The sequence below is a fragment of the Pseudomonas sp. SCPG-7 genome, assembly GCF_002156405.1.
In the GTDB taxonomy this organism is placed as follows: Bacteria; Pseudomonadota; Gammaproteobacteria; order Pseudomonadales; family Pseudomonadaceae; genus Aquipseudomonas; species Aquipseudomonas parakoreensis.
In genome coordinates this window covers 234,395-257,901 of the sequence record NZ_MVOO01000005.1, presented here as the reverse complement: position 1 = coordinate 257,901, position 23,507 = coordinate 234,395, and the positions used below count along the sequence as shown (strand labels likewise).

Sequence of the window (23,507 nt, the reverse complement as noted above, 5' to 3'; positions counted from 1 at the left end):
GATCTTTCAGGCCTGAGCGTCAGCCTCGGCGATCTGCGTCCACAGCGCCGGGCCACCGGCCGACTTGGCAATGATCTCCAGCCGCGTCAGGTGCTCCGCCAGCTCATCTTCTGTCGCCCGGATAATCCGCGCAGGCTGACGATTCGCCGGCAGACGACGGATTTCGGTGGCGGAGTTGTCCGCGCCCTCACCTGTGCCATTGCCGTCGGAAGCGTTACCGGCCAGCGACAGACTGGTCTGGCCACCGGTCATGGTCAGGTAGACGTCGGCGAGAATCTCCGAGTCGAGCAAAGCGCCGTGCAGTTCGCGGCCGGAGTTGTCGACGCCATAACGTTTGCACAAGGCGTCGAGGCTGTTGCGCTGCCCCGGGTGACGCTCCCGCGCCATCATCAGGGTATCGAGAATGGTGCAGTGCTGCGTGATGTCCGCACGATCGTGCTGGCCCATCAAGGCAAATTCGTTGTTGATGAAGCCAACGTCGAACGCCGCGTTATGGATGATCAACTGCGCGCCATTGATGAACTCGAAGAACTCGTCGGCGACTTCGGCGAAACGCGGTTTGCCGACGAGGAATTCGTTGGTGATGCCGTGAACGCCGATCGCCCCTTCATCACTCTCGCGATCCGGTTGCAGGTAAACGTGAAAGTGCCGGCCCGTCAGGCGCCGGCCGATCAGTTCGACACAGCCGATTTCAATGATCCGGTGACCATCGGTCACCGGCATGCCGGTGGTTTCGGTATCGAGTACAACGGATCTGGTGGCCATCAGTGTTCAGTTCTCAACGGGGTCAATCGTACAAAAGCGGCGATATTAACACGCTCGGTGGGGGTGTTTCAGGCAGACCGTGTCGCGCCCATTCGCGAGCAGGCTCGCTCCCACAGGGAAGCGCATTCCAATGTGGGAGCGAGCCTGCTCGCGAATGGGGCATACCACAGTGCTCCGCCGTCAATCAGCTCTGCTTGTACCCGCGCACCTCATCAACCCCACGGTTGGCCAATTGGTCAGCCCGTTCGTTACCGTGATGACCAATGTGCCCGCGCACCCACTTCCAGGTGACCTTGTGGCGGTTGACCTGCTCATCCAGCTCTTTCCACAGGTCAGCGTTTTTCACCGGCTCTTTCGCCGCCGTCTTCCAGCCACGTTTCTTCCAGTTGGCCATCCACTCGTTGATGCCCTTCATCACGTACTGCGAGTCGGTCACCAGCAGCACTTCGCAAGGACGCTTCAGGGCTTCAAGGCCACGGATGGCGCCGAGCAGTTCCATGCGGTTGTTGGTGGTGTTGGCCTCGCCGCCCCACAGTTCCTTTTCCACGCCCTTGCACACCAGCAAGGCGCCCCAGCCGCCCGGGCCGGGGTTGCCCTTGCAGGCGCCGTCGGTGAACAGTTCTACGCTATCGACGCTTTCGCTCATGCCACGCTATCCAGATAAATGTCTGGCCCCGTCAATCGCGGATCGACGATGGCCGCGGCCGGAGCAGGTCCGGCCACTATAAAAAGAAGGTTTACGGTTCGATACGACGGCGGTTGACCTTGGCCATCGGCAGCGGAATCAGCTTGCCCATCGGCTCGCGGCGCTCCTGACGCACCGGACGCAGGCCAACCACGATCTTGCGCGCGACCAATAAATAGAAGCCACCGCCCGACAGTTGCCAGTCGCCGGCCTTGCGTTCCCAGCCGGCCAGTCGGGCCTGCCACTTGGGCGATGCGAGCGGCGGACGATAGCACCCGAAGCGGCGTTTCTCCAGCGCAAACCCCAGCAGATTGAGCCAGTCGGCGACCCGCGACGGCGAGATACAGCGCGCCTGGCGCAAGGCGTCGTGGGCGAAAACATGGCGCAGGCCCCAGGTGCTCCACGGGTTGATGCCGATGATCAACAGATGCCCGCCGGGGCGTACGCTGCTCGCCGCTTCACGCAGCAATCCGTGGGGTGACAGGCAGAAATCCAGACCGTGCTGTAACACCACCACGTCAGCAGCATGCTCGCTCAACGGCCAGGCCTGTTCCTCGCAGACGATCTCGACCCCCGGCAACGGCGCGCCGAGCCGCACGTTGCGCTGCACCTGCGGCGCCGACGGCGGGGTCTGCGCCGACGGCCCGTAATGCACCAGATAGCCGCCGAAGAACCGTCCCAACTCGTCTTCGAGCATGCGTCGTTCTTCATCCAGCAGAAATTGCCCGAGCGGGCCGGCCAGCCATTCACGGGCCGCGCCGATCAACGCCAGCCAGTCGGGATCGGCCTGAGCGAACGCTTTATCGGTCATGTCATTCTCCAACGCCGCTAGAAGCTCTAAGATGCGCCAATGTTTTCCGCTTGGCGAATTCCGACGATGATACAGATCAGTGCCCTGCCCGCGTTCACCGACAACTACATCTGGTTGTTACAGGATCACCGCACCCAGCGTTGCGCCGTGGTCGACCCGGGCGATGCCGCGCCGGTGCAGGCCTGGCTGACCGCACATCCGGGCTGGGTGCTGAGCGACATTCTGATCACTCATCACCATCACGATCACGTCGGCGGCGTCGAACGCCTGAAAGCGGCAAGCGGCGCCACAGTCTACGGCCCGGCCAGCGAAAACATCCCAGGGCGCGACGTGGCGCTCAAGGACAACGACAAGGTCAGCGTGCTCGGCTGGGACTTCGATGTCTATGCGGTGCCCGGTCACACCCTCGGCCACATTGCCTACTACCACCACGGCCTGCTGTTTTGCGGCGACACCCTGTTCGCCGCCGGTTGCGGACGTCTGTTCGAAGGCACGCCGGAGCAGATGCACCACTCGCTCGGCCGTCTCGCCGCTTTGCCCGAGGATACGCTGGTGTATTGCACCCATGAATACACCCTGAGCAATCTGAAGTTTGCTGCGGCAGTCGAACCGAGCAACCCGGACATTGCCGCCCGTCTGGAAAAAGTCACTCAACAACGGGAAAAAGGCGTGATGACCCTGCCCTCTACCCTGGCCCTGGAAAAGCTCACAAATCCGTTTTTGCGTACCGCTGAAACATTAGTTACACAAAAAGTGGACGAACGGGCAGGCGCTCAAAACCGGGCGCCGAGTGAGGTTTTTGCGGCTCTGCGGGCGTGGAAAGATAAATTCTAAGCGACTCGCCCCCTGGTACAAAAATTCTGAATGGTTGACCGCAGGGGGTGCGCTTTCTAGAATCGCCCGACATTTTTGCCCGGAACTTACTTCCAGCCAATGTCGTCATCCATACGTAAGTCCGTCAATTCAGACACGTTGACCCGCCTGGCCCAAGCCATCGCGGTGGCTGTGTCCGCCACATTGGCGGGCTGTTCCAGCCATGCTCCGCAGACTGAAGCGACCCATACGCCGAACATTGCTGCGCGAGCCAAGCAGAAACCGATCTGGCTGAGCGAAAAGCCCAGCCCGCAGGTGCCTCAGGACATCTGGGAGCGCATGCGCGGTGGTTTCCAGCTGCAGGACGGCCTGGGCGTCAACCCGCGCATCGAGCAACAGCGCCTGTGGTTCGCCAGCAACCCTTCTTTCCTCGAGAATGCCGGCGAACGCGGCAGTCTCTACATTCATTACATCGTCGAGCGTCTCGAAGAGCGCAACATGCCGCTGGAACTGGCCCTGCTGCCAGTGATCGAGAGCGCCTACAACCCGATGGCCTACTCGCGCGCCGACGCCTCGGGGCTGTGGCAATTCATTCCGTCCACCGGTCGCTACTACAACCTGCGCCAGACCCGTTTTTATGACGGCCGTCGCGATATCACCGCCTCGACCACCGCTGCGATGGATTACCTGACCCGTCTGCACGACATGTTCAACGGCGACTGGCTGCTGGCCCTGGCGGCCTACAACGCCGGTGAAGGCACGGTGAGCCGCGCCATCGAGCGCAACGAGAAGCTCGGCCTGCCGACCGACTACTGGAACCTGTCGTCGTTGCCGGCGGAAACCCAGGCGTACGTGCCGAAACTGCTGGCCCTGTCGCAAGTGGTGCTGGCCCCGGAAGCCTACGGGGTGAACCTCAACCCGATCGCCAACGAACCGTATTTCCAGGTCGTCGAAATCAACCAGCGCATGGACCTGTCGAAGGTTGCGGCGGTGGCCAACATCGACGAAGACGAGCTGTTCCAGCTCAACCCGGCCTTCAAGCAACGCACCACCATCGACGGCCCGCAGCATCTGCTGGTGCCGACGTCCAAAGCGCAACTGCTGACCGCCAGTCTGCAGACCATGCGGCCTGAAGAACTGATCAGCCCGCGTTCGCTGAAACCGGTATTCGACGGTGCCGACCCGACCGAGGTGGCGAAGCTCAAGCGCGCCTACCGGGTCAAACGCGGCGACAACCTCGGCTCCATCGCCAAGGCCAACAAGGTCGAAGTCAAGGACCTGCAGCGCTGGAACAAGCTGACCGGCAAGAACCTCAAGGTCGGCCAGACCCTGGTGATGCAGGACACCACCAAGCGCGCCCCGGCTCGTAACAGTGGCCGGATCAACACGGTGATTGCCGCCAACAGCAAGACCAAAGGCAAGGCCGACAACCAGCAGCAGACCCAGTACAAGGTCAAGCGTGGCGACACCCTGTACGTAGTGGCCAAGCGTTTCAACGTCGAGATGCAGCATCTCAAGCGCTGGAACCCGGGCGCCGGCAAGGCCCTCAAGCCTGGGCAGATGCTCACGGTTTACCAGCCGCATTGAGTTGAAATCAAAAGATCGCAGCCTTCGGCAGCTCCTACATTGGTCTCTGTAGGAGCTGCCGAAGGCTGCGATCTTTTTTTTCATTAACACAGCATTAACCCGCTATCTTTTTCCAGTCCAGACAAGCTGTTACTGTACGGCCCACAAAGCCCAAGCCGCCTGGATCGGATCTGACTTGAAGCGTCCCCTCCTCCTGCTCCTGATCAGCCTGGCCTTGAGCTCACCCGCAAGCGCGACGATTACCGAGAGTCACGGTTATGCGCAGTTCGGCACGCTCAAGTACCCGGCCAGATTTACCCACTTCGACTGGGTCAACCCGCAAGCGCCCAAGGGCGGTACGTTGCGGGTGATGGCGTTCGGCACCTTCGATACGGTCAACCCGTACACCTTCAAGGGCACCAGCCCGGTCACCACGCCGAATTTCCTGCAGTACGGCATCAATGAGCTGAACGAGCCGCTGATGGTCGGCACCGGCCAGTATTCGCCGTCCGGTGACGAGCCGGCATCAAGCTATGGCCTGATCGCGCAATCGGTGGAATACAGCGAAGATCGCAGCTGGGTGGTGTTCAATCTGCGCCCGGAAGCACGTTTCCACGATGGCACACCGATCACCGCCTACGACGTGGCGTTCTCCTATCGTTTGCTGCTCAAGGACGGCCATCCGCTGTACCGCACCGCCCTGCAGGAAGTCTCGCGGGTCGACATCCTCAACCCGCAGCGCATTCGTTTCGTGATGAAGCGCTCGGGGAACCCGCTGCTGATTCTGCGCCTCGGTGAGCTGCCGGTGCTGCCACAGCATTACTGGAAAGATCGCGACTTCAAGGCCACCACCTTCGAGCCACCGCTGGGCAGCGGGCCGTACCGCATCAGCTCGGTGACGCCGGGACGGCAGCTGATCTTCGAGCGGGTCAAGGATTACTGGGGCAAGGACCTGCCGGTCAATCGCGGCAAGTACAATTTTGATCGCATGGAAGTCGAGTTCTACCGCGACAGCGACGTGGCCTTCGAAGCCTTCAAGGCCGGTGAATTCGATATCTACATCGAGCATCAGGCGAAGAACTGGGCCAATGGCTACAACTTCCCGGCGGTGCGCCGTGGCGACGTGATCAAGGCGAAGATCCCGCATCAGATCCCGACCCAGAGCCAGGGCCTGTTCATGAACACCCGACGCGCGACCTTCAGCGACGTCAAGGTGCGCGAAGCGCTGGGCCTGATGTTCGACTTCGAGTGGACCAACCGCGCGCTGTTCAGCGACGCCTACCAGCGCACCACCAGCTACTACCCCAACAGCGAATTCAGCGCCAGCGGCCTGCCGGTCGGGCACGAATGGCTGATGCTCAAGCCGTATAAAGATCAGTTACCGGCGAAGCTGTTCACCGAGCCGTTCACCTTGCCGCAAACCGATGGCCGTGGCATCCCGCGAGAAACCATGCGCAAGGCCCTGGCGCTCCTCGCCGAGGCCGGCTGGAAGCTCAACGGCCAGCGCTTGCAAAATTCCGCAGGCCAACCGCTGAGCTTCGAACTTTTGCTGGTCAACCCGAACCTTGAACGGATCCTGCAGCCGTACATCGAAAACCTCAACAGCATCGGCATCGATGCGCGCCTGCGCACGGTGGATCGCGCCCAGTACAAACAGCGCCTGGATCAGTTCGATTTCGACATGATCCTGATGACCCTCAACCAGACCCTCAGCCCGGGTCTGGAGCAATGGCAGTACTTCCATTCCAGTCAGGTCGGGGTCAAGGGCAGCAAAAACTACGCGGGCATCGCCAACCCGGTGGTCGATCACCTGCTCGAACAATTGCTCGCCGCGCAAACCCGCGACGAACAGGTCGCCGCCGGCAAGGCGCTGGACCGCGTGCTGCTGTGGCAGCACTACAGCATTCCCAACTGGTACCTCAATTATCACCGACTGGCCTACCGCAACCGGTTGGCTTTCGTCACCACGCCGCCCTACACCCTGGGCCTGAGCGCGTGGTGGCTGAAATCTTCGGAGAACAATAAATGACCCCCATCCGTGCCCTGCTCCTGCAGGCCAGCGGTCTGCTGTTCGCCGGGCTGGCGATTGCCGCCCCGCAACACGCGGTGACCCTGTACAACGAGCCGCCGAAATACCCGGCGGACTTCAAACAGTTCGATTACGTGAACCCCGACGCGCCCAAGGGCGGGATCTTCCGCCAGGCCGGGTTCGGCGGCTTCGACAGCCTCAACCCGTTCATCAGCAAAGGCGTGCCGGCCGATGACGTCGGGCAGATCTACGACACCCTGACCAAGCACAGCCTCGACGAGCCGTTCACCGAATACGGCCTGATCGCCGCGAAGATCGAGAAAGCCCCGGACAACAGCTGGGTGCGTTTCTACCTGCGCCCGGAAGCGCGTTTTCACGACGGCCATCCGGTGCGCGCCGAAGACGTGGTGTTCAGCTTTCAGACCCTGACCAAGGACGGTTCGCCGCTGTTTCGCGGCTACTACAGCGATGTCGAAGAGGCCATCGCCGAAGACCCGCTCAAGGTGCTGTTCAAGTTCAAGCACACCAACAATCGCGAGTTGCCGCTGATCCTCGGCCAGTTGCCAGTGCTTCCGAAACACTGGTGGGCCAATCGCGATTTCACCAAGGGCAATCTGGAAATCCCGCTGGGCAGCGGCCCGTACAAGGTCGCCGAAGTGAAGGCCGGGCGCTCGGTGCGCTATGAGCGGGTCAAGGACTATTGGGGCAAGGATTTGCCGGTCAATCGCGGCTTCTACAACTTCGACGTGATGACCACCGATTACTACCGCGACAACACCGTCGCCGTCGAAGCGCTGAAGGCCGGGCAGTTTGATTACTGGCTGGAAATGACCGCGAAGAACTGGGCCAACGCCTACAACATTCCGGCGGTCACAGAAGGTCGGCTGATCAAGGAACAGATCGCCAACAGCAACCCGACCGGCATGCAGGGCTTCGTTTTCAATTTGCGTCGTCCGGTGTTTCAGGATGTGCGGGTGCGGCAGGCGCTCGGCCTGCTGTTCGATTTCGAGTGGACCAACAAACAGCTGTTCAACGGTGCCTACTTCCGCACCCGCAGCTATTTCGAGAATTCGGAAATGGCCGCCACCGGCCTGCCCGACGCCGAACAACGGGCGATCCTCGAACCGTTTCGCAGCAAACTGCCGGCGCAGGTGTTCAGCGAAGCCTTCGAGCCCCCCAAGACCGACGCCAGCGGCATGATCCGCGCCCAGCAGCGCGAAGCCTATCAACTGCTGCAAGAGGCCGGCTGGAAGATTGTCGACGACAAAATGGTCGACGCCAGCGGCAAACCGGTGGTCATCGAGTTCCTCCTTGCGCAGACCGAATTCGAACGCGTACTGCTGCCGTTCAAACGCAATCTGGCCGACCTCGGCATCGATCTGGTGATCCGCCGCGTCGACGTTTCGCAATACATCAACCGCGTGCGCTCACGGGACTTCGACATGATGGTCGGCAGCTTCCCGCAATCCAATTCGCCGGGCAACGAGCAGCGCGAATTCTGGATGAGCGCGGCCGCCGACAAATCGAGCAGCCGCAACACCATGGGCCTGAAGGATCCGATCGTCGATCAACTGGTGGAAAGCCTGATCAACGCCGATTCACGCAGCAGCCTGGTGGCGCATGCCCGGGCGCTGGATCGGGTGCTGCAATGGGGTTACTACGTGGTCCCCAACTGGCATATCAAGACCTGGCGCGTGGCTTACTGGAACCACATCGGTCACCCGAAAGTCTCCCCCAAATACGACATCGGGATTAACACCTGGTGGGTCAAGCCTAACGCGAAACCCGCCATAGAAGTCGAAACCAAACTGCAAGCCGACCCTGTGGGCACGGAGTAATCAGATGCTGGCGTATATCTTTCGGCGACTGCTGCTGATCATCCCGACCCTGTTCGGCATCCTGCTGATCAACTTCGTGATCATTCAGGCCGCGCCCGGCGGCCCGGTGGAACAGATGATCGCCAAGCTTGAAGGCTTCGAAGGCGCCACCAGCCGCATCGCCGGTGGCGGCGCCGAAGTCTCGGTGGCCGGCTCCGCCTATCGCGGCGCGCAAGGCCTGGACCCGGCGCTGATCAAGGAAATCGAGCACATGTACGGGTTCGACAAGTCGGCCCCGGAACGCTTGTGGATCATGGTCAAGAACTACGCGAAGCTGGATTTCGGCGACAGCTTCTTCCGCGACGCCAAGGTCATCGACCTGATCAAGGAAAAGATGCCGGTGTCGATCTCGCTCGGGCTGTGGAGCACGCTGATCATGTACCTGGTGTCGATCCCGCTGGGGATCGCCAAGGCCACGCGGCACGGCAGCCACTTCGACGTGTGGACCAGTTCGGCGATCATCATCGGCTACGCGATTCCGGCGTTCCTCTTTGCGATTCTGCTGATCGTGGTGTTTGCCGGCGGCAGTTATCTGGACTGGTTCCCGCTACGCGGCCTGACCTCGAACAACTTCGATCAACTCAGCCTTGGCGGCAAGGTCCTCGATTACTTCTGGCACCTGGCCCTGCCGGTGACGGCGCTGGTGATCGGCAACTTCGCGACCATGACCCTGCTGACCAAAAACAGCTTTCTCGACGAGATCAACAAGCAGTACGTGGTCACCGCCAAGGCCAAGGGCCTGACGCGCAATCGCGTGCTCTACGGCCATGTGTTCCGCAACGCCATGCTGCTGGTGATTGCCGGGTTCCCTTCCGCGTTCATCGGCATCTTCTTCACCGGCTCGTTGCTGGTGGAGGTGATCTTCTCCCTCGACGGCCTGGGCCTGATGAGTTTCGAAGCGGCGATCAACCGCGATTACCCGGTGGTGTTCGGCACCCTGTTCATCTTCACCCTGCTGGGGCTGGTGGTGAAACTGATCGGCGACCTCACCTACACCCTGGTCGATCCGCGTATCGACTTCGCCAGCCGGGAGCATTGAGATGAACCTGTCCCCGCTCAACCGCCGCCGGTTCGAACTGTTCAAAGCCAACAAGCGAGGCTGGTGGTCGCTGTGGCTGTTCCTGATTCTGTTCGGCCTGAGCCTCGGCGCCGAGCTGATCGCCAACGATAAGCCGCTGCTGGTGCATTACGACAACAATTGGTACTTCCCGGCGATCAAGCGCTACCCGGAAACCACCTTCGGCGGCGAATTCCCGCTGGAAGCCAACTACAAGAGCCCGTATATCCGAGAACTGCTCAAGGCCAAGGATGCGTGGGTGTTGTGGGCGCCGATCCCTTACAGCTACCAGAGCATCAATTACGACCTGAAAGTCCCGGCCCCGGCCCCGCCCTCGGCGGATAACCTGCTGGGTACCGACGATCAGGGCCGCGATGTGCTGGCGCGGGTGATTTACGGCTTCCGCATTTCCGTGTTGTTTGCCCTCACGCTGACGGTACTCAGCTCGATCATCGGCGTGATTGCCGGCGCGCTGCAGGGTTTCTATGGCGGTTGGGTCGATCTGGCCGGGCAGCGCTTTCTGGAAATCTGGTCGGGGCTGCCGGTGCTGTACCTGCTGATCATTCTCGCCAGTTTCGTCCAGCCGAATTTCTGGTGGCTGCTGGGGATCATGCTGCTGTTTTCGTGGATGAGCCTGGTCGATGTGGTGCGCGCCGAGTTCCTGCGTGGGCGCAACCTCGAATACGTGCGCGCGGCGCGGGCGCTGGGCATGCAGAACGGCGCGATCATGTTCCGCCACATTCTGCCCAACGCGATGGTCTCGACCATGACCTTCATGCCGTTCATCCTCACCGGTGCCATCGGCACCCTGACCGCGCTGGATTTCCTCGGCTTCGGTTTGCCGGCCGGCAGCCCGTCGCTGGGTGAACTGGTGGCCCAGGGCAAATCCAACCTGCAGGCGCCGTGGCTGGGCATCAGCGCGTTTGCGGTGCTGGCGCTGATGTTGAGTTTGCTGGTGTTTATCGGCGAGTCCGCTCGCGATGCCTTCGACCCGAGGAAGTGAAATGAATCAGGACAATCTGATCGAAGTGCGCGACCTCGCCGTCGAGTTTGGCTTGAATGAGCGGGCCCACCGGGTGGTCGAGGGCGTGAGCTTCGACATCAAGCGCGGTGAGACCCTGGCGCTGGTCGGCGAATCCGGCTCGGGCAAATCGGTGACGGCGCACTCGATCCTGCGCCTGCTGCCTTATCCGCTGGCCCGCCATCCGGCCGGCAGCATCAACTACGCCGGGCAGAATCTGCTGGGGCTGAGCGAAAAGACCATCCGCCACATCCGCGGCAACCGCATCGCGATGATCTTTCAGGAGCCGATGACCTCGCTCAACCCGCTGCACTCGATCGAGAAGCAGATCAACGAGGTGTTGGGCATCCACAAGGGCCTGAGCGGCAAAGTCGCGACCAAACGCACGCTGGAGCTGCTGGAGATGGTCGGCATCCCCGAGCCGCACAAGCGCCTCAAGGCCCTGCCCCACGAGTTGTCCGGCGGCCAGCGCCAGCGGGTGATGATCGCCATGGCGTTGGCCAACGAGCCGGAGCTGCTGATCGCCGACGAGCCGACCACCGCCCTGGACGTGACCGTTCAGCTGAAAATCCTCGATTTGCTCAAGGAACTTCAGGCTCGATTGGGCATGTCGCTGTTACTGATCAGTCATGATTTGAACCTGGTGCGAAGAATTGCGCATCGCGTATGTGTCATGCAGCGCGGTTGCATCGTCGAACAGGCATCGTGCGCAGAGCTGTTCCGTTCGCCGCAGCATCCGTACACTCGGGAATTGCTCGGCGCGGAGCCCAGCGGAGGCCCGGCGAGCAATAAAATCGGGGCGCCGCTGCTCGAAGTCGAGAACCTGAAAGTCTGGTTCCCGATCAAGAAAGGCCTGCTCAAACGCACGGTGGATTACGTCAAGGCAGTGGACGGCATCAATTTCAGCCTGCCTCAGGGACAGACCCTGGGGATCGTGGGGGAAAGCGGTTCCGGCAAATCCACGCTGGGTCTGGCGATTTTGCGGCTGATCGGCAGCAAAGGCGCGATCCGCTTTGAGGGCAAGCAGCTAGACTGCCTGACGCAGAACGAGGTTCGCCCGTTGCGGCGGGAGATGCAGGTGGTGTTTCAGGACCCGTTCGGCAGCCTGAGCCCGCGAATGTGCGTCAGCGACATCGTTGGCGAAGGCCTGCGGATTCACAAGATGGGCACCGCGACCGAGCAGGAAGCGGCGATTATTGCGGCATTGAAGGAGGTAGGTCTGGATCCGGAAACCCGGCACCGCTACCCCCACGAATTTTCCGGTGGGCAACGGCAACGTATCGCCATTGCCCGGGCTTTGGTGCTGAAACCGGCGCTGATCCTGCTGGACGAGCCTACGTCGGCGCTCGACCGCACGGTGCAGCGGCAAGTGGTGGAGCTGTTGCGTTCACTGCAAGCCAAGTACAACCTGACGTATTTGTTCATCAGCCATGACCTGGCTGTCGTCAAAGCGCTGAGCCACCAGCTGATGGTGGTCAAGCATGGCCAAGTGGTCGAACAGGGAGACGCGCAAGCAATCTTTGCCGCTCCCAAACATTCGTATACACAGCAGTTGCTGGAAGCCGCTTTTCTGGCACCAGCCACTGCGCAATAACCTGAAAGAGGAGCAACACATGGGTTTTCTCGCCGGTAAGCGCGTACTGATCGTCGGTGTCGCCAGCAAGCTGTCCATCGCATCCGGCATCGCTGCCGCCATGCATCGCGAGGGCGCTGAGCTTGCCTTCACTTATCAGAACGACAAACTCAAGGGTCGCGTTGAAGAGTTCGCACAGGGCTGGGGTTCGAGCCCTGAGCTGTGCTTCCCGTGCGACGTGGCCAGCGATGAAGAAATCGCCAAGGTCTTCGAAGAACTGAGCAAGAAGTGGGACGGCCTGGACTGCATCGTGCACTCCGTCGGCTTCGCCCCGGGCGACCAACTGGACGGCGACTTCACCGAAGCCACCACCCGTGAAGGTTTCCGCATCGCTCACGACATCAGCGCCTACAGCTTCGTGGCCCTGGCCAAGGCTGGTCGCGAAATGATGAAAGGCCGCAACGGCAGCCTGTTGACCCTGTCGTACCTGGGCGCCGAGCGCACCATGCCGAACTACAACGTGATGGGCATGGCCAAGGCTTCGCTGGAAGCTGGCGTACGTTACCTGGCCGGTTCCCTGGGCCCGGACGGCACCCGCGTCAACTGCGTATCGGCTGGCCCGATCCGTACCCTGGCCGCCTCGGGCATCAAGAACTTCCGCAAGATGCTGGCCGCCAACGAAGCGCAAACCCCACTGCGCCGCAACGTCACCATCGAAGAAGTCGGCAACGCCGGCGCCTTCCTGTGCTCCGACCTGGCGTCGGGCATCAGCGGTGAAATCATGTACGTGGACGGCGGCTTCAACACCACCGCCATGGGCAACATCGAAGAGTAATTTTCGCGCTGCGATAAAAAGCCCGCCAATTGGCGGGTTTTTTCATGCCTGCGATGCCAGGCAACGGGCGAACAACTGCTGAATCGGCTGGCTGCGCTGGCTGTAACGCTGCAACAGCACCATCTCGCGATAGAACGTCAACTCACCCAATTCGATCACCCTCACCCTCAACGGGTGCTCCAGCCACAATCCGGCTCTTGGCAGCAACGAAACCCCAAGCCCGCACTCGACCATTTTCACAATCGCTTCCAGCTCATCCAGCTCCAGCGCTACGTGGACGTCTATCCGCTGCTCACGCAGAAAGCGCGTCACCAGTCGCCCCCCGAACGAGTTACGGTCGTAGCGCACATGAGGATGCTCGGCGAGCAATTGCAGCGGATCATCGCCCTCGACACCGGGCGGTACGATCAGCACGAACGGTTCGCGTCGAATCACCTGCGCCGACAGCTCCTTGGGCAATTCGAACGGCGGCTTGATCATGATCGCCAGATCGACTTCCCCGGCATCCACCTGACTCAACAAGTTCAGCGACACCCCCGGCACCAGTTTCGGCTCCACGCCCGGTGCCTGCTGACGCAAGCGCAACAACGCCTGAGGCAGCAGCCCGGTCTGTGCGGTGGCCACGGCACCGATTCTCAGCTCGCCGCGAAACTCGCTGGCGTCTTCACTGATCGCCATGCGACTGAAAGTCGCGAGCATTTCCTGCGCCATCGGCACCGCGCGCTGTCCTGCCGGATTGAGGATCGCCTGCCGCCCGGTGCGATCGAACAGTCTTACGCCCAGGGTCTGTTCCAGATTGCGGATTTGCGCGCTGACCGCCGATTGCGTCAGGCCGACATGAAAACCCGCCGCGGCAAACGTGCCGTGCTGCGCCACCGCCAGAAAGGTCTTGAGTTCACGCAGCATGGACACCTCAATTGATCGAAATAATTTGAGCTCGGCGCAAAAACTATCGTCTTTCAATCGAAATGCACAGCGCTAAACTCAGCTCACCCCAACCGTTTATCGAGACCGCGCCTATGTCACTCAGCCCATTCCATCTGGCCATCCCCGTCTATGACCTGGCCGCCGCACGGCATTTTTACCGCGAAGTCTTCGGGCTGGAGGAAGGACGTTCCAGCGCACACTGGGTCGACTTCAACTTCTTCGGCCATCAACTGGTGATTCATCTGGCGCCGAAAAACGCTGCTCAGGAAGCCGCCCACACCAATGCCGTGGACGGGCATGACGTGCCGGTGCCGCATTTCGGGGTGGTGCTGGGGATGGCGCAATGGCAGGCGCTGGCCGAACGTCTGACGTCGCTGGGCACGCGGTTTGTGATTGAGCCGGGGATTCGCTTTCAAGGCCTGGTGGGCGAACAGGCGACGATGTTTCTGTTCGACCCGTGTGGCAATGCGCTGGAGTTCAAGGCGTTCAAGGACATCGGACAGTTGTTTGCCAAATAAAAGTGTGGCGCCTTACCGGACGCTATCGCTGGCAAGCCAGCTCCCACAAGGTTCTGCGGTGTGGCTGGATTTTGTGAGCACCCGCGAAATCTGTGGGAGCTGGCTTGCCAGCGATGAGGCCCTCAATGACCGCGCTTCAATTGCTGCTTGTGTTCGTACATTGCGCTATCGGCATCAGCCAGCAGCCGATCCACCGTGTCATGGCGTTGCGGATCATATTCGATCTGGCCGACGCTGAAGCGGATGTCGTAGCCGCGTTGCAACATCGTATTGCGCTCGTCGAGGATGTCCTTGAGCCGCGCCATGATCGCCGTGGTTTCGACGTGACTGGAGCCGGTCAGCAGCGCCACGAACTCGTCACCGCCCAGGCGCCCGACCACGTCACTCTCACGAAAAGCGATGCGCAGGACGTCGGCGAAGGTCTTCAGCGCACTGTCGCCTTCGGCATGCCCATAGTGATCATTGATGTGTTTGAAGTCATTGAGATCGAAAAACAGCAGCGTCGCCGGTTTGTCCCGGTGCTTGCAGGCCTCCAGCGCATACTGAGCAAGGGCCTTGAAGCCACGGCGGTTGGACAGCAGCGTCAGCTCGTCCATGTTCGCCATCTGCACCGCCATCAATTCCTGCTCGGCCATGCCAGCCAGATCGCGCAACAGCCCGCGCTCCTCGTCATCGAGCTCGCGCGGCCTGGTGTCGATCAGGCACAGCGTGCCCATCTTGTTGCCGTTGGGCACGGTCAGCGGGTAGCCCGCGTAAAAACGGATGTTCGGCTCGCCGGTCACCAGTGGATTGTCATGAAAGCGTTTGTCTTGCTTGGCATCCGGCACCAGCAGCAATTCATCCTGAAGAATCGCGTGCCCACAGAACGACACATCCCGTGGGGTTTCGTTGACGTCGAGGCCGACGCACGACTTGAACCATTGCCGATCCTTGTCGACCAGCGTGACCAACGCAATCGGCACGTTGAACAGCCGTTTGGCCAGACGCGTCAAACGGTCGAAACGTTCTTCGGGCGCAGAGTCCAGGACGTTAAGTCCGTGCAATGCCTGGATTCGCACAGCTTCATTGGCAGGTTTGATCGGGGCCAGCATCACGCACTCCATCAGGGTCAACGACCGTTAGAGTAGCTTGATTCGCCAGCGACTCACACACTCAACCGCCCGCCACCGGGCACGGCCCGCCGGCATCGGCCCAAAGCTTGAACTGGGCCACAAAAATGTCATGCGGCACTGGCACCGGCGCGCGTCCGGCTCCGGGATTCCAGCCCCACAGCACCAGTTTGTCGTCGCTGACATGTTTGATCAGCGCGGCGAAATCACGGTCGCCGTTGCTGGAGCGGTCCTTGATCATCGCGCACAACTTGTCCGGCGGCAGGCCAATCCAGGCCATCTTGTGCGCCGCCGGTGGCAGGCTCCAGTGCGGCGCCCCCGGAGGCGCATGCGGGCCATAACTGTCGGGCGGGTTGCGCTCGGCATGACAGGTGGCGCAAGGCAAACCGGCGGCACCCTTGCCGTCCATGCCGCGCACGACATTCATCGCGTGCGGTTTGCCGGCGTCGAATTGCAGCGGCGAGTCGCCGGGAATGTGGCAGTTCTGGCAACGCGGGCTCTGGAACACCTTCTGCACCGTGCCGAACGCCTTGAGCGCTTCCTGATCATCGGCGAACAGGTCCGAGGCATAGCCGCCCAGCCCCAGCAGGATCACCGTGCCCAACAGCAGATGTCGTTTCATCTCACACCCCCGACAGTTGCAGCGGCAACTCACGCAAGCGTTGCCCGGTCAGCGCATACACCGCGTTGGCCACCGCCGGCGCGGTGGGCGGAACCCCCGCCTCACCGATGCCCCCGGGCTTGTCGCTGCTGGGCACGATATGCACTTCGACCAGCGGCATCTCATTGAGGCGCAGCACCTGATAGTCGTGATAATTGGATTGCACCACCGCGCCGTCCTTGACCGTCAGCTTGCTGTGCAGCGCCATGCCCAGGCCAAAGGTGATGCACGATTCCATCTGCGCCGCGATGCTCTGCGGATTGACTGCGATCCCGCAATCCACCGCACACACCACGCGGTGCACGCGGATCGCCAGATTGTCCTGGGAGACCTCGGCCACCTGTGCCACATAACTGCCGAACGACTCGTGCACCGCCACGCCCAGCGCATGCCCGTCCGGCAATGGCGCTGTCCAGTTGGCCTTCTCCACCGCCAGATTCAGCACGCCGAGATGGCGCGCATGATCCTTGAGCAACGTTCGCCGGTACTCCACCGGGTCCTTGCCGGCCGCCGTGGCCATTTCATCGATCAGCGACTCCATGACGAACGCGGTGTGGCTGTGCCCCACCGAACGCAGCCACAGCACGTTGATCCCGGTCTGCGGCGAATGCAGCTCGACCTGTTGATGAGACAGGCCTTTGATATACGGGCTGTCAGCCACACCTTCGACCGAGGTTGCGTCGATGCCGTTCTTGACCATGGTCTGTTCAAGCATCGTGCCGGCCATGATCGATTGACCGACCAGCACATGCTGCCAGCTCAACGGCATGCCCTGCCCGTCGAGGCCGATGCGCGCCTGATGCAGGAACATCGAGCGGTAATACCCGCCACGAATGTCATCCTCACGGGACCACACGGTTTTCACTGGCATCCCGGCAGCTTTCGCCACTTGCACCGCTTCGGCGACGAAGTCCGAAGTCGGATTGGCCCGGCGCCCGAAACCGCCGCCCAGAAACTCGGTGTGAATCTCCACCTGCTCCGGTTTGAGTCCGGTGATCTTGCCGGCGACCATCTGGTCGAGGGTCTGGAATTGCGTGCCGGTCCAGATTTCGCACTTGTCGGCGCTGATCTTCACCGTGCAGTTGAGCGGTTCCATCGGTGCATGGGCCAGATACGGCACGCTGTACTCGACGTCGATTTTCTTCGCCGCTTTATTGAAGTTGCCCTGCGGATCCCCGGCCTGACTGGCGGAAGTGCCCGGTGTCGCTGCCAGCTTGCGGAAGTTGTCGAGCAGGCCCTGACTGCTCAGGTCCGCGTGTGGCCCCCTGTCCCAATCGACTTTCAAGGCATCGCGACCGAGTTTCGCCGCCCAATAATGCTCGGCGATCACCGCCACGCCCGTCGGCACCTGCACCACTTTGTGCACGCCGGGCACCGCCAGCGCCTCGGCCCCCTCGAAGGACTTGACCGTGGCGCCGAACACCGGTGCACGGGCAACTATCGCGGTCATCAAGCCTTCGAATTGCACGTCCATACCGAACTTGGCGCGCCCGGTGATTTTCTCCGGGGTGTCGAGGCGTTTGGTCGGTTTGCCGATGACCTTCCAGTCCTTCGCCTCCTTGAAGGTGATCGACTTCGGATCCGGCACTGGCAGTTGCCCGGCAGCGTCTGCCAGTTCGCCGTACGTCGCGCGTTTATCGCCGGCAATCACGACGCCCGATTCGGTGCGAATCGTCGACGCAGCGACGTTGAAGCGCTTGGCCGCCGCTTCCACCAGCATCTGCCGCGCCGTGGCCCCGGCCAGCCGGTAACGGTCGAACTCCATCCAGGTCGAGGTCGAGCCGCCGGTAATCTGCATCCCGCCAAACGCCGGCATGCCGTAATTGGCCGCCGAGGCCGGCGAGTGTTCGACGCGGATCGTCGACCAATCGGCGTCCAGTTCTTCGGCGATCAACATGGTCAGGCCAGTCCAGATGCCTTGGCCCATTTCCGAATGCCCGAGCAACACCGTCACGCTGTTGTCGGCGGCGATACGCAAAAACGCATTCGGCGCGAAGACCTTGCCTTCATTCTCCGCTGCCCGCGCAAACCGATGGGCACCGGGCACGACAAACGCCACCACCAGACCGCCACCCAGCACGGCACTGCCCTTGAGAAAGCCGCGACGCGATACAGGACTGTTCATCGTCTATCTCCCAATCAGCCAATTTCGGCCGCACGTTTCACTGCTGCGCGGATTCGCGGATAGGTGCCGCAGCGGCAAATGTTGCCGGAGAGCGCCTGATCGATATCGCTGTCGGTAGGTTTGGGGATTTTCGCCAGCAGCGCCGCGGCAGACATGATCTGCCCGGACTGACAGTAACCGCATTGCACCACATCCAGTTCGGCCCAGGCTTGCTGCACCGGGTGCGAGCCGTCGGTGGACAGGCCTTCGATGGTGAGGATTTTCTGGCCGTTGGCCACGGCAGTGGCGGGCGTGATGCAGGCACGCAACGGTGCCCCATCAACGTGTACGGTGCAGGCGCCGCACTGGGCCATGCCACAGCCGAATTTGGTACCGGTCAGGTGCGCCACATCACGCAGGACCCAGAGCAGCGGCATGTCTGCCGGCACATCGAGTTCCTGATCCTTGCCATTGATATTCAAGGTCAGCATCGGGGGTTTTCCTCAGACTCACGGTGTTCTGAAGGGGCGTCGCTACGGCCATCGAAGCCAGTGCGTGCCTCGGCTTATCCCTTTCAGCAAAGCCCAAATTGCGCCGCAAGCCAGACGTTGCGACCACCGGTCATGCCTCAACGTAAAAATGTCGACTTTAATCTTCTGGCTGATAACGGCGCTCACCCGAGCCAGCACCACCGGTTTGCGACGAGCGCGGTCACCCATCACATTGGTCAGGAGTCGCGAACATGGGATTTGTCACCACTCAAGACGGCGTGGATATCTTCTACAAGGACTGGGGCCCGAAGGACGCTCCGGTGATCCACTTCCACCACGGCTGGCCACTCAGCTCGGACGACTGGGATGCGCAGATGCTGTTCTTTCTGGGCCAGGGCTTTCGGGTGATTGCCCATGACCGTCGGGGCCATGGACGTTCGAGCCAGGTCTGGGACGGCCACGACATGGACCATTACGCCGACGATGCGCTGGCGGTGGTTCAGCATCTGGGGGTGAAGAACGTGGTGCATGTCGGCCACTCCACCGGCGGCGGTGAGGTCATCCACTACATCGCCCGACATGGGCAGGACAACGTGGCCAAAGGCGTGTTGATCAGCGCGGTGCCACCGTTGATGGTCCAGACCGAAAGCAATCCCGGTGGGTTGCCGAAATCGGTGTTTGATGATTTTCAGGCACAACTGGCGGCCAATCGCGCGCAGTTCTATCGCGACATTCCCAGCGGTCCTTTCTATGGCTATAACCGCCCGGGAGCAAAACCTTCGGAAGGGATCATCGGCAACTGGTGGCGTCAGGGCATGATCGGCGGCGCCAAGGCGCATTACGACGGGATCGTCGCGTTCTCCCAGACCGACTTCACCGAAGACCTGAAAAAAGTCACCGTGCCGGTGCTGGTAATGCACGGCGAAGACGACCAGATCGTGCCGTATGCGAACTCGGGGCCTTTGTCCGCGAAACTGCTGCCAAACGGCACGCTGAAGTCATATCCGGGCTTTCCGCACGGGATGCCGACAACCGAGGCGCCGACGATCAATGCGGATTTGTTGGCGTTTATTCGCGGCTGACACACATCATTGTGGGAGCTGGCTTGCCAGCGATGGCGGTGGATCAGGCAACATCAATTGTGGATGCACCGGCCTCATCGCTGGCAAGCCAGCTCCCACAGGGGACCGGGTGATTGGCTTGACTGCGTACTACGCCTCGGTACGGCCCGTCCATTCGCGATCACGTTCGTAGTGGTGCGCCAGTGGCAGCGCCGGTAACCAGGCCTCGCGACGGATGGTCCACAGCTCATAAGTCGGCTTGAACTGGTTCGGCTCGTCCAGCGAGCCGACATTCACTTCAATTTCATCCCCCGAACGTGCAAGTACTGGCGAACCACAGCGCGGGCAAAACACCCGCCCTTGATACTCGCCGAGAGTCCCGCTGACGGTCACCGCGTTCTCGGGAAATATTGCCGATGCGTGAAACAATGCGCCGTGATGTTTGCGGCAGTCGAGGCAATGGCAAATGCCGATGCGGTAAGGTTGGCCCGCAGCTTCGAAGCGAACATCGCCGCACAGGCAACCGCCGGTTAATGGGGTCATGGTGTCTATCCTCTGTCAGACTCTGTTCAGCCTTTGAACATAGCAGCCGTACTAGCGAACGCTCACAATTTGCCCTTTGCCGGAGACAGCGCCATGTCCTCCCCTGAATCCACTTTGTTACAGAGCTGGCACGCCAACGCTGATGCCTGGATCGAGGTCATCCGCAGCGGTGCCATCGAAAGCCGTCAGCAGGTTACCGATCAGGCGATCCTGCTGGCGATCATGGGCCGCCAACCGGAACGCGTGCTGGATCTGGGTTGCGGCGAAGGCTGGTTGTTGCGCGCGCTGGCGGATCGCGGCATCGATGCGGTGGGTGTCGACGGTGATGCGAGGCTGATCGAGGCGGCACGCGCGGCCGGTTCAGCCAATGTGCATGTCGCCAGTTACCAGACGCTGGTCGAGGCCGAAGGCGCTATTGGCCGTGATTACGATTTGATCTGCGCCAACTTCTCGCTGCTGCATCAGGACATCATTCCATTGCTCGCCGCCATGCATGCGTTGCTGGTTTCGGGCGGCACCATGATCATTCAGACCCTGCATCCGTGGGCCGTGGCGGCCGGCAATTATCAGGATGGCTGGCGTGAAGAATCGTTCGCCGCGTTCAAGGGCCAGTGGCAGCCGATGCCGTGGTATTTCCGCACGCTGTCGAGCTGGTGCAACGCGCTGGACATGGCCGGGTTTCACATTCTCAGTTTGCAGGAGCCGCAGCATCCGCAAAGCCCGGTGCCGCAGTCGTTACTGATGATCGCCGAGCGACGCTGACTTCCTGCACATCCTGACTGAGTCACAGACATTGTGGGAGCTGGCTTGCCAGCGATAGCGGTGGCTCAGGCAACATCACTTCTGAAGGTGCCGGCCTCATCGCTGGCAAGCCAGCTCCCACAGGTTCAGGGTGTTGCTGAATTGCACTGCACTTGTCGATCTACGGCACCGCCATTCGACCAAGGACTGACTACGCTGTAAATCCCGCGTGTCTAACCTGCCGAGGATGACTGCCATGCAACGTTTCCAGAAAATCACGCCGTGCCTGTGGTTCGACGATCAGGCCGAAGCGGCTGCGAAGTTCTATTGCTCGATCTTCGATCATTCGAAAATCACCGGCCTCACCCACTACAGCAAGGTCGGCCAGGAATTTCACGGCAAGCCGGAAGGCGCGGTGATGACCGTCAGTTTCGAACTCGACGGCCAGACCTTCACCGGCCTCAACGGCGGGCCGATGTTCAAGTTCAGTGAGGCCATTTCGTTTCAGGTCAATTGCCAGAATCAGGAAGAAGTCGACCATTTCTGGGGCAATCTGTCGGCCGGTGGCCCGGTCGAGGCCCAGCAATGCGGCTGGCTCAAGGACAAGTTCGGCGTGTCGTGGCAGATCGTCCCCGTGGCGTTCATGCACATGATGCTGGACCCCGACACCAGCAAGTCGCAACGGGCGATGCAGGCCATGTTCACGATGAAAAAACTCGACATCGCCGAACTGGAGCGGGCCTTTGCCGGCCAGAGCTAATACACTCCGGGTCTGGCCTGCCGGGAACCATAACGATGAAACACGCTGCCGCCAAAAACCCTCAAAAAGCCCCACGCTTCTGGCGGGACGATGCCCTGCCCTTCATCGAAGCGCGGGCCATCGCCGATGGTCGTGAGGTCTGCTACTCACGCCATTCCCATGCGCACTTTTCCATCGGCGCGATCACGGCCGGGCGCAGCATTTATGTGCATGAGCAATCGACATTCGAAGTCGCCGCCGGCACCGTGGTGCTGATGAATCCGGGCGACGTGCACGCCTGCAATCCGATCGATGATCAGCCGTGGTCGTACTTGATGTTGTATGTCGAGACGCCGTGGCTGACGGATTTGCAGCATCAACTGGGGTTCAGTGCGGAGCTTGAGTTTCGGCGGTTTTCCACCACACACCTGGGTGACCTGCGACTGTTTCGTGACCTGCGAGAGTTTTACGCCATATTGGTCGATGAGCAGCAGGACGCACTGCGTAAACACAGCGCGGCGGTGGAGTTTTTCAGTGATTTGCAATGGCGCCTGAACCCGGCTGAACCCGCGCTGCGCGAGCCGAATATCAAGCTCGAGCGCGCCGCCGACTTCATCCGCGCACACTGCACCGACCTGCTCAGCCTGGAGGACATCTGCACGGCGGCGCAGTTGTCACCGTCGTATCTGATCCGTGCATTCAAACAGCATTACGGCATGACGCCGCACGCGTTCCTGGTCAACCAGCGCATCCAGTTTGCCCGCGAACGCCTGCGCAGCGGCCAGCTGATTGCCGATGTTGCACTGGAAGCAGGGTTTGCCGATCAGGCGCATTTTCAGCGCGCGTTCAAACAGCATCTGGCCGCGACACCCGGCCAATATCGCGGCTGACCATCGACTTCGGGCTCACGGCAACAGCAGATAAACCGCGCTCGCCGCCAGCAGCAAAGCCATCAAGCGATTGAACAGGCGCATCCCCGCCGGATTGCCCAGGTACCCCCGCAAAAACGTTCCGGCGTACACCCAGCAACCGACCGACAGATAACAGATCACCAGATACACCGCGGCGAACTGCCAGACCAGCTGCGCCTCGCCATCGGCGACAAACGCGCCCATTCCTGCCACACAGGCCAGCCACGCTTTCGGGTTGAGCCATTGCATCACCGCGCCGTACAGCATCGACGGCGCCCGCCCCGCTTCGCCGGCATGCAACTGGCCGTCATCGGCAGCCAGCTTCCAGGCCATGAACAACAGAAACGCCACCCCGGCCAATTGCACCACCCGGGTCAGGAATGGCCACAGTTTCAGGACTTCATGCAGGCCCAAACCCATCAGCACCAGCAACAGCACAAAGCCCAGCGTCGCCCCCGCCACGTGCCGCTGACTGGCCCGAAAGCCGTACTGCGCCCCGGAACTCAGCGCGACGATATTCACCGGCCCCGGGGTTATGGACGCCACCAGCGCAAACGCCGCCATCGACACAATCAGACTCATTACGCACCTGCTGCAATTGGGGAACAAGGCGCCAACAGTAAACAGTGCCGCGGGCTCGCGTATTGAACAAAATCACCCACGACCCGCG

At 61.2% G+C, this 23,507-nt stretch carries 23 protein-coding genes; 13 read left to right on the top strand and 10 right to left on the bottom strand.

The window, feature by feature from the left end; genetic code table 11:
- Positions 1 to 6: 6 nt before the first annotated feature.
- The 3 genes from dnaQ to B1722_RS12645 form a co-directional block, all read right to left on the bottom strand.
- Positions 7 to 765 carry a DNA polymerase III subunit epsilon gene (gene dnaQ / locus B1722_RS12655; RefSeq protein WP_086792758.1) on the bottom strand — a complete coding sequence of 253 codons (759 nt, stop codon included), beginning with the start codon at positions 763 to 765 and terminating at the stop codon, positions 7 to 9.
- 184 nt (positions 766 to 949) lie between these two features.
- Complete coding sequence (rnhA, locus tag B1722_RS12650) at positions 950 to 1,411, bottom strand: ribonuclease HI (protein ID WP_003224162.1); 462 nt, start codon at positions 1,409 to 1,411, stop codon at positions 950 to 952.
- A 91-nt stretch (positions 1,412 to 1,502) separates the two neighbouring features.
- Positions 1,503 to 2,261, bottom strand: coding sequence for a methyltransferase domain-containing protein (locus B1722_RS12645; RefSeq protein WP_003224159.1), 759 nt, complete (start codon positions 2,259 to 2,261; stop codon positions 1,503 to 1,505).
- A gap of 66 nt (positions 2,262 to 2,327) precedes the next feature.
- On the opposite strand from B1722_RS12645, the gene gloB reads away from it, so the two are divergent.
- From gloB to fabI, 8 genes are all read left to right on the top strand, one after another.
- Positions 2,328 to 3,095 carry a hydroxyacylglutathione hydrolase gene (gene gloB, locus B1722_RS12640; RefSeq protein ID WP_086792832.1) on the top strand — a complete coding sequence of 256 codons (768 nt, stop codon included), beginning with the start codon at positions 2,328 to 2,330 and terminating at the stop codon, positions 3,093 to 3,095.
- Between the two features lie 99 nt (positions 3,096 to 3,194).
- Positions 3,195 to 4,661: a LysM peptidoglycan-binding domain-containing protein gene (locus B1722_RS12635; protein WP_041067277.1), complete on the top strand. Its 1,467-nt coding sequence runs from the start codon at positions 3,195 to 3,197 to the stop codon at positions 4,659 to 4,661.
- 175 nt (positions 4,662 to 4,836) lie between these two features.
- A complete protein-coding gene (locus B1722_RS12630; RefSeq protein ID WP_086792756.1) occupies positions 4,837 to 6,669 on the top strand; it encodes an extracellular solute-binding protein in 1,833 nt (610 codons plus the stop codon).
- Positions 6,666 to 8,507: an extracellular solute-binding protein gene (locus B1722_RS12625; RefSeq protein WP_086792754.1), complete on the top strand. Its 1,842-nt coding sequence runs from the start codon at positions 6,666 to 6,668 to the stop codon at positions 8,505 to 8,507. The genes B1722_RS12630 and B1722_RS12625 overlap by 4 nt, the downstream gene beginning before the upstream one ends.
- A gap of 4 nt (positions 8,508 to 8,511) precedes the next feature.
- Positions 8,512 to 9,585, top strand: a complete 1,074-nt coding sequence (locus B1722_RS12620; RefSeq protein ID WP_041067287.1) for a microcin C ABC transporter permease YejB — start codon at positions 8,512 to 8,514, stop codon at positions 9,583 to 9,585.
- A gap of 1 nt (position 9,586) precedes the next feature.
- On the top strand, positions 9,587 to 10,606 hold the full coding sequence (locus B1722_RS12615; protein ID WP_041067290.1) for an ABC transporter permease: 1,020 nt from the start codon (positions 9,587 to 9,589) through the stop codon (positions 10,604 to 10,606).
- 1 nt (position 10,607) lies between these two features.
- A complete protein-coding gene (locus tag B1722_RS12610) occupies positions 10,608 to 12,218 on the top strand; it encodes an ABC transporter ATP-binding protein (RefSeq protein ID WP_041067293.1) in 1,611 nt (536 codons plus the stop codon).
- A gap of 19 nt (positions 12,219 to 12,237) precedes the next feature.
- On the top strand, positions 12,238 to 13,032 hold the full coding sequence (gene fabI / locus B1722_RS12605) for an enoyl-ACP reductase FabI (RefSeq protein ID WP_003202751.1): 795 nt from the start codon (positions 12,238 to 12,240) through the stop codon (positions 13,030 to 13,032).
- Positions 13,033 to 13,074: 42 nt separating this feature from the next.
- Here fabI and B1722_RS12600 read toward each other — a convergent pair whose 3' ends face one another.
- Complete coding sequence (locus B1722_RS12600; protein ID WP_086792752.1) at positions 13,075 to 13,938, bottom strand: LysR family transcriptional regulator; 864 nt, start codon at positions 13,936 to 13,938, stop codon at positions 13,075 to 13,077.
- 113 nt (positions 13,939 to 14,051) lie between these two features.
- Here B1722_RS12600 and B1722_RS12595 point away from each other — a divergent pair, with 113 nt between their 5' ends.
- The gene (locus B1722_RS12595) at positions 14,052 to 14,477 is read left to right on the top strand and encodes a VOC family protein (RefSeq protein WP_041067301.1); all 426 of its coding nucleotides are present in this window, start codon (positions 14,052 to 14,054) and stop codon (positions 14,475 to 14,477) included.
- 122 nt (positions 14,478 to 14,599) lie between these two features.
- Here the strand turns inward: B1722_RS12595 and B1722_RS12590 are convergent, their stop codons facing one another.
- From B1722_RS12590 to B1722_RS12575, 4 genes are all read right to left on the bottom strand, one after another.
- Complete coding sequence (locus B1722_RS12590) at positions 14,600 to 15,568, bottom strand: sensor domain-containing diguanylate cyclase (protein ID WP_041067304.1); 969 nt, start codon at positions 15,566 to 15,568, stop codon at positions 14,600 to 14,602.
- A 61-nt stretch (positions 15,569 to 15,629) separates the two neighbouring features.
- Positions 15,630 to 16,208, bottom strand: coding sequence for a hypothetical protein (locus B1722_RS12585; protein ID WP_041067306.1), 579 nt, complete (start codon positions 16,206 to 16,208; stop codon positions 15,630 to 15,632).
- Position 16,209: 1 nt separating this feature from the next.
- The gene (locus B1722_RS12580; protein ID WP_086792750.1) at positions 16,210 to 18,372 is read right to left on the bottom strand and encodes a xanthine dehydrogenase family protein molybdopterin-binding subunit; all 2,163 of its coding nucleotides are present in this window, start codon (positions 18,370 to 18,372) and stop codon (positions 16,210 to 16,212) included.
- 14 nt (positions 18,373 to 18,386) lie between these two features.
- Entirely contained in the window at positions 18,387 to 18,842 is a 456-nt protein-coding gene (locus B1722_RS12575) for a (2Fe-2S)-binding protein (RefSeq protein ID WP_025111491.1), read from the bottom strand.
- Between the two features lie 251 nt (positions 18,843 to 19,093).
- On the opposite strand from B1722_RS12575, the gene B1722_RS12570 reads away from it, so the two are divergent.
- Positions 19,094 to 19,924 carry an alpha/beta fold hydrolase gene (locus B1722_RS12570; protein ID WP_086792748.1) on the top strand — a complete coding sequence of 277 codons (831 nt, stop codon included), beginning with the start codon at positions 19,094 to 19,096 and terminating at the stop codon, positions 19,922 to 19,924.
- Positions 19,925 to 20,053: 129 nt separating this feature from the next.
- On the opposite strand, the gene B1722_RS12560 is transcribed toward B1722_RS12570, so the two are convergent.
- Positions 20,054 to 20,446, bottom strand: a complete 393-nt coding sequence (locus B1722_RS12560) for a GFA family protein (protein ID WP_086792744.1) — start codon at positions 20,444 to 20,446, stop codon at positions 20,054 to 20,056.
- A 93-nt stretch (positions 20,447 to 20,539) separates the two neighbouring features.
- On the opposite strand from B1722_RS12560, the gene B1722_RS12555 reads away from it, so the two are divergent.
- The 3 genes from B1722_RS12555 to B1722_RS12545 all read left to right on the top strand — a co-directional run bounded on the left by B1722_RS12555 (position 20,540) and on the right by B1722_RS12545 (position 22,816).
- Positions 20,540 to 21,208, top strand: a complete 669-nt coding sequence (locus B1722_RS12555; protein ID WP_086792742.1) for a bifunctional 2-polyprenyl-6-hydroxyphenol methylase/3-demethylubiquinol 3-O-methyltransferase UbiG — start codon at positions 20,540 to 20,542, stop codon at positions 21,206 to 21,208.
- A gap of 235 nt (positions 21,209 to 21,443) precedes the next feature.
- Positions 21,444 to 21,947, top strand: a complete 504-nt coding sequence (locus tag B1722_RS12550) for a VOC family protein (protein ID WP_086792740.1) — start codon at positions 21,444 to 21,446, stop codon at positions 21,945 to 21,947.
- 35 nt (positions 21,948 to 21,982) lie between these two features.
- The gene (locus B1722_RS12545; protein ID WP_086792738.1) at positions 21,983 to 22,816 is read left to right on the top strand and encodes an AraC family transcriptional regulator; all 834 of its coding nucleotides are present in this window, start codon (positions 21,983 to 21,985) and stop codon (positions 22,814 to 22,816) included.
- 15 nt (positions 22,817 to 22,831) lie between these two features.
- On the opposite strand, the gene B1722_RS12540 is transcribed toward B1722_RS12545, so the two are convergent.
- Entirely contained in the window at positions 22,832 to 23,419 is a 588-nt protein-coding gene (locus B1722_RS12540; protein ID WP_041067328.1) for a LysE family translocator, read from the bottom strand.
- Positions 23,420 to 23,507: the final 88 nt, after the last annotated feature.

Excerpts from the sequence above, each read along its gene's own strand:
- B1722_RS12635 (WP_041067277.1), top strand. The coding sequence starts at position 3,195 with ATGTCGTCATCCATACGTAAGTCCGTCAATTCAGACACGTTGACCCGC.
- B1722_RS12585 (WP_041067306.1), bottom strand. The coding sequence starts at position 16,208 with ATGAAACGACATCTGCTGTTGGGCACGGTGATCCTGCTGGGGCTGGGC.
- B1722_RS12610 (WP_041067293.1), top strand. The coding sequence starts at position 10,608 with ATGAATCAGGACAATCTGATCGAAGTGCGCGACCTCGCCGTCGAGTTT.
- rnhA (WP_003224162.1), bottom strand. The coding sequence starts at position 1,411 with ATGAGCGAAAGCGTCGATAGCGTAGAACTGTTCACCGACGGCGCCTGC.
- B1722_RS12550 (WP_086792740.1), top strand. The coding sequence starts at position 21,444 with ATGCAACGTTTCCAGAAAATCACGCCGTGCCTGTGGTTCGACGATCAG.
- B1722_RS12620 (WP_041067287.1), top strand. The coding sequence starts at position 8,512 with ATGCTGGCGTATATCTTTCGGCGACTGCTGCTGATCATCCCGACCCTG.
- B1722_RS12595 (WP_041067301.1), top strand. The coding sequence starts at position 14,052 with ATGTCACTCAGCCCATTCCATCTGGCCATCCCCGTCTATGACCTGGCC.
- B1722_RS12570 (WP_086792748.1), top strand. The coding sequence starts at position 19,094 with ATGGGATTTGTCACCACTCAAGACGGCGTGGATATCTTCTACAAGGAC.
- B1722_RS12545 (WP_086792738.1), top strand. The coding sequence starts at position 21,983 with ATGAAACACGCTGCCGCCAAAAACCCTCAAAAAGCCCCACGCTTCTGG.
- B1722_RS12555 (WP_086792742.1), top strand. The coding sequence starts at position 20,540 with ATGTCCTCCCCTGAATCCACTTTGTTACAGAGCTGGCACGCCAACGCT.
- gloB (WP_086792832.1), top strand. The coding sequence starts at position 2,328 with ATGATACAGATCAGTGCCCTGCCCGCGTTCACCGACAACTACATCTGG.
- B1722_RS12560 (WP_086792744.1), bottom strand. The coding sequence starts at position 20,446 with ATGACCCCATTAACCGGCGGTTGCCTGTGCGGCGATGTTCGCTTCGAA.
- B1722_RS12615 (WP_041067290.1), top strand. The coding sequence starts at position 9,587 with ATGAACCTGTCCCCGCTCAACCGCCGCCGGTTCGAACTGTTCAAAGCC.
- B1722_RS12575 (WP_025111491.1), bottom strand. The coding sequence starts at position 18,842 with ATGCTGACCTTGAATATCAATGGCAAGGATCAGGAACTCGATGTGCCG.
- B1722_RS12645 (WP_003224159.1), bottom strand. The coding sequence starts at position 2,261 with ATGACCGATAAAGCGTTCGCTCAGGCCGATCCCGACTGGCTGGCGTTG.
- dnaQ (WP_086792758.1), bottom strand. The coding sequence starts at position 765 with ATGGCCACCAGATCCGTTGTACTCGATACCGAAACCACCGGCATGCCG.
- B1722_RS12590 (WP_041067304.1), bottom strand. The coding sequence starts at position 15,568 with ATGCTGGCCCCGATCAAACCTGCCAATGAAGCTGTGCGAATCCAGGCA.
- fabI (WP_003202751.1), top strand. The coding sequence starts at position 12,238 with ATGGGTTTTCTCGCCGGTAAGCGCGTACTGATCGTCGGTGTCGCCAGC.
- B1722_RS12540 (WP_041067328.1), bottom strand. The coding sequence starts at position 23,419 with ATGAGTCTGATTGTGTCGATGGCGGCGTTTGCGCTGGTGGCGTCCATA.
- B1722_RS12600 (WP_086792752.1), bottom strand. The coding sequence starts at position 13,938 with ATGCTGCGTGAACTCAAGACCTTTCTGGCGGTGGCGCAGCACGGCACG.
- B1722_RS12580 (WP_086792750.1), bottom strand. The coding sequence starts at position 18,372 with ATGAACAGTCCTGTATCGCGTCGCGGCTTTCTCAAGGGCAGTGCCGTG.
- B1722_RS12625 (WP_086792754.1), top strand. The coding sequence starts at position 6,666 with ATGACCCCCATCCGTGCCCTGCTCCTGCAGGCCAGCGGTCTGCTGTTC.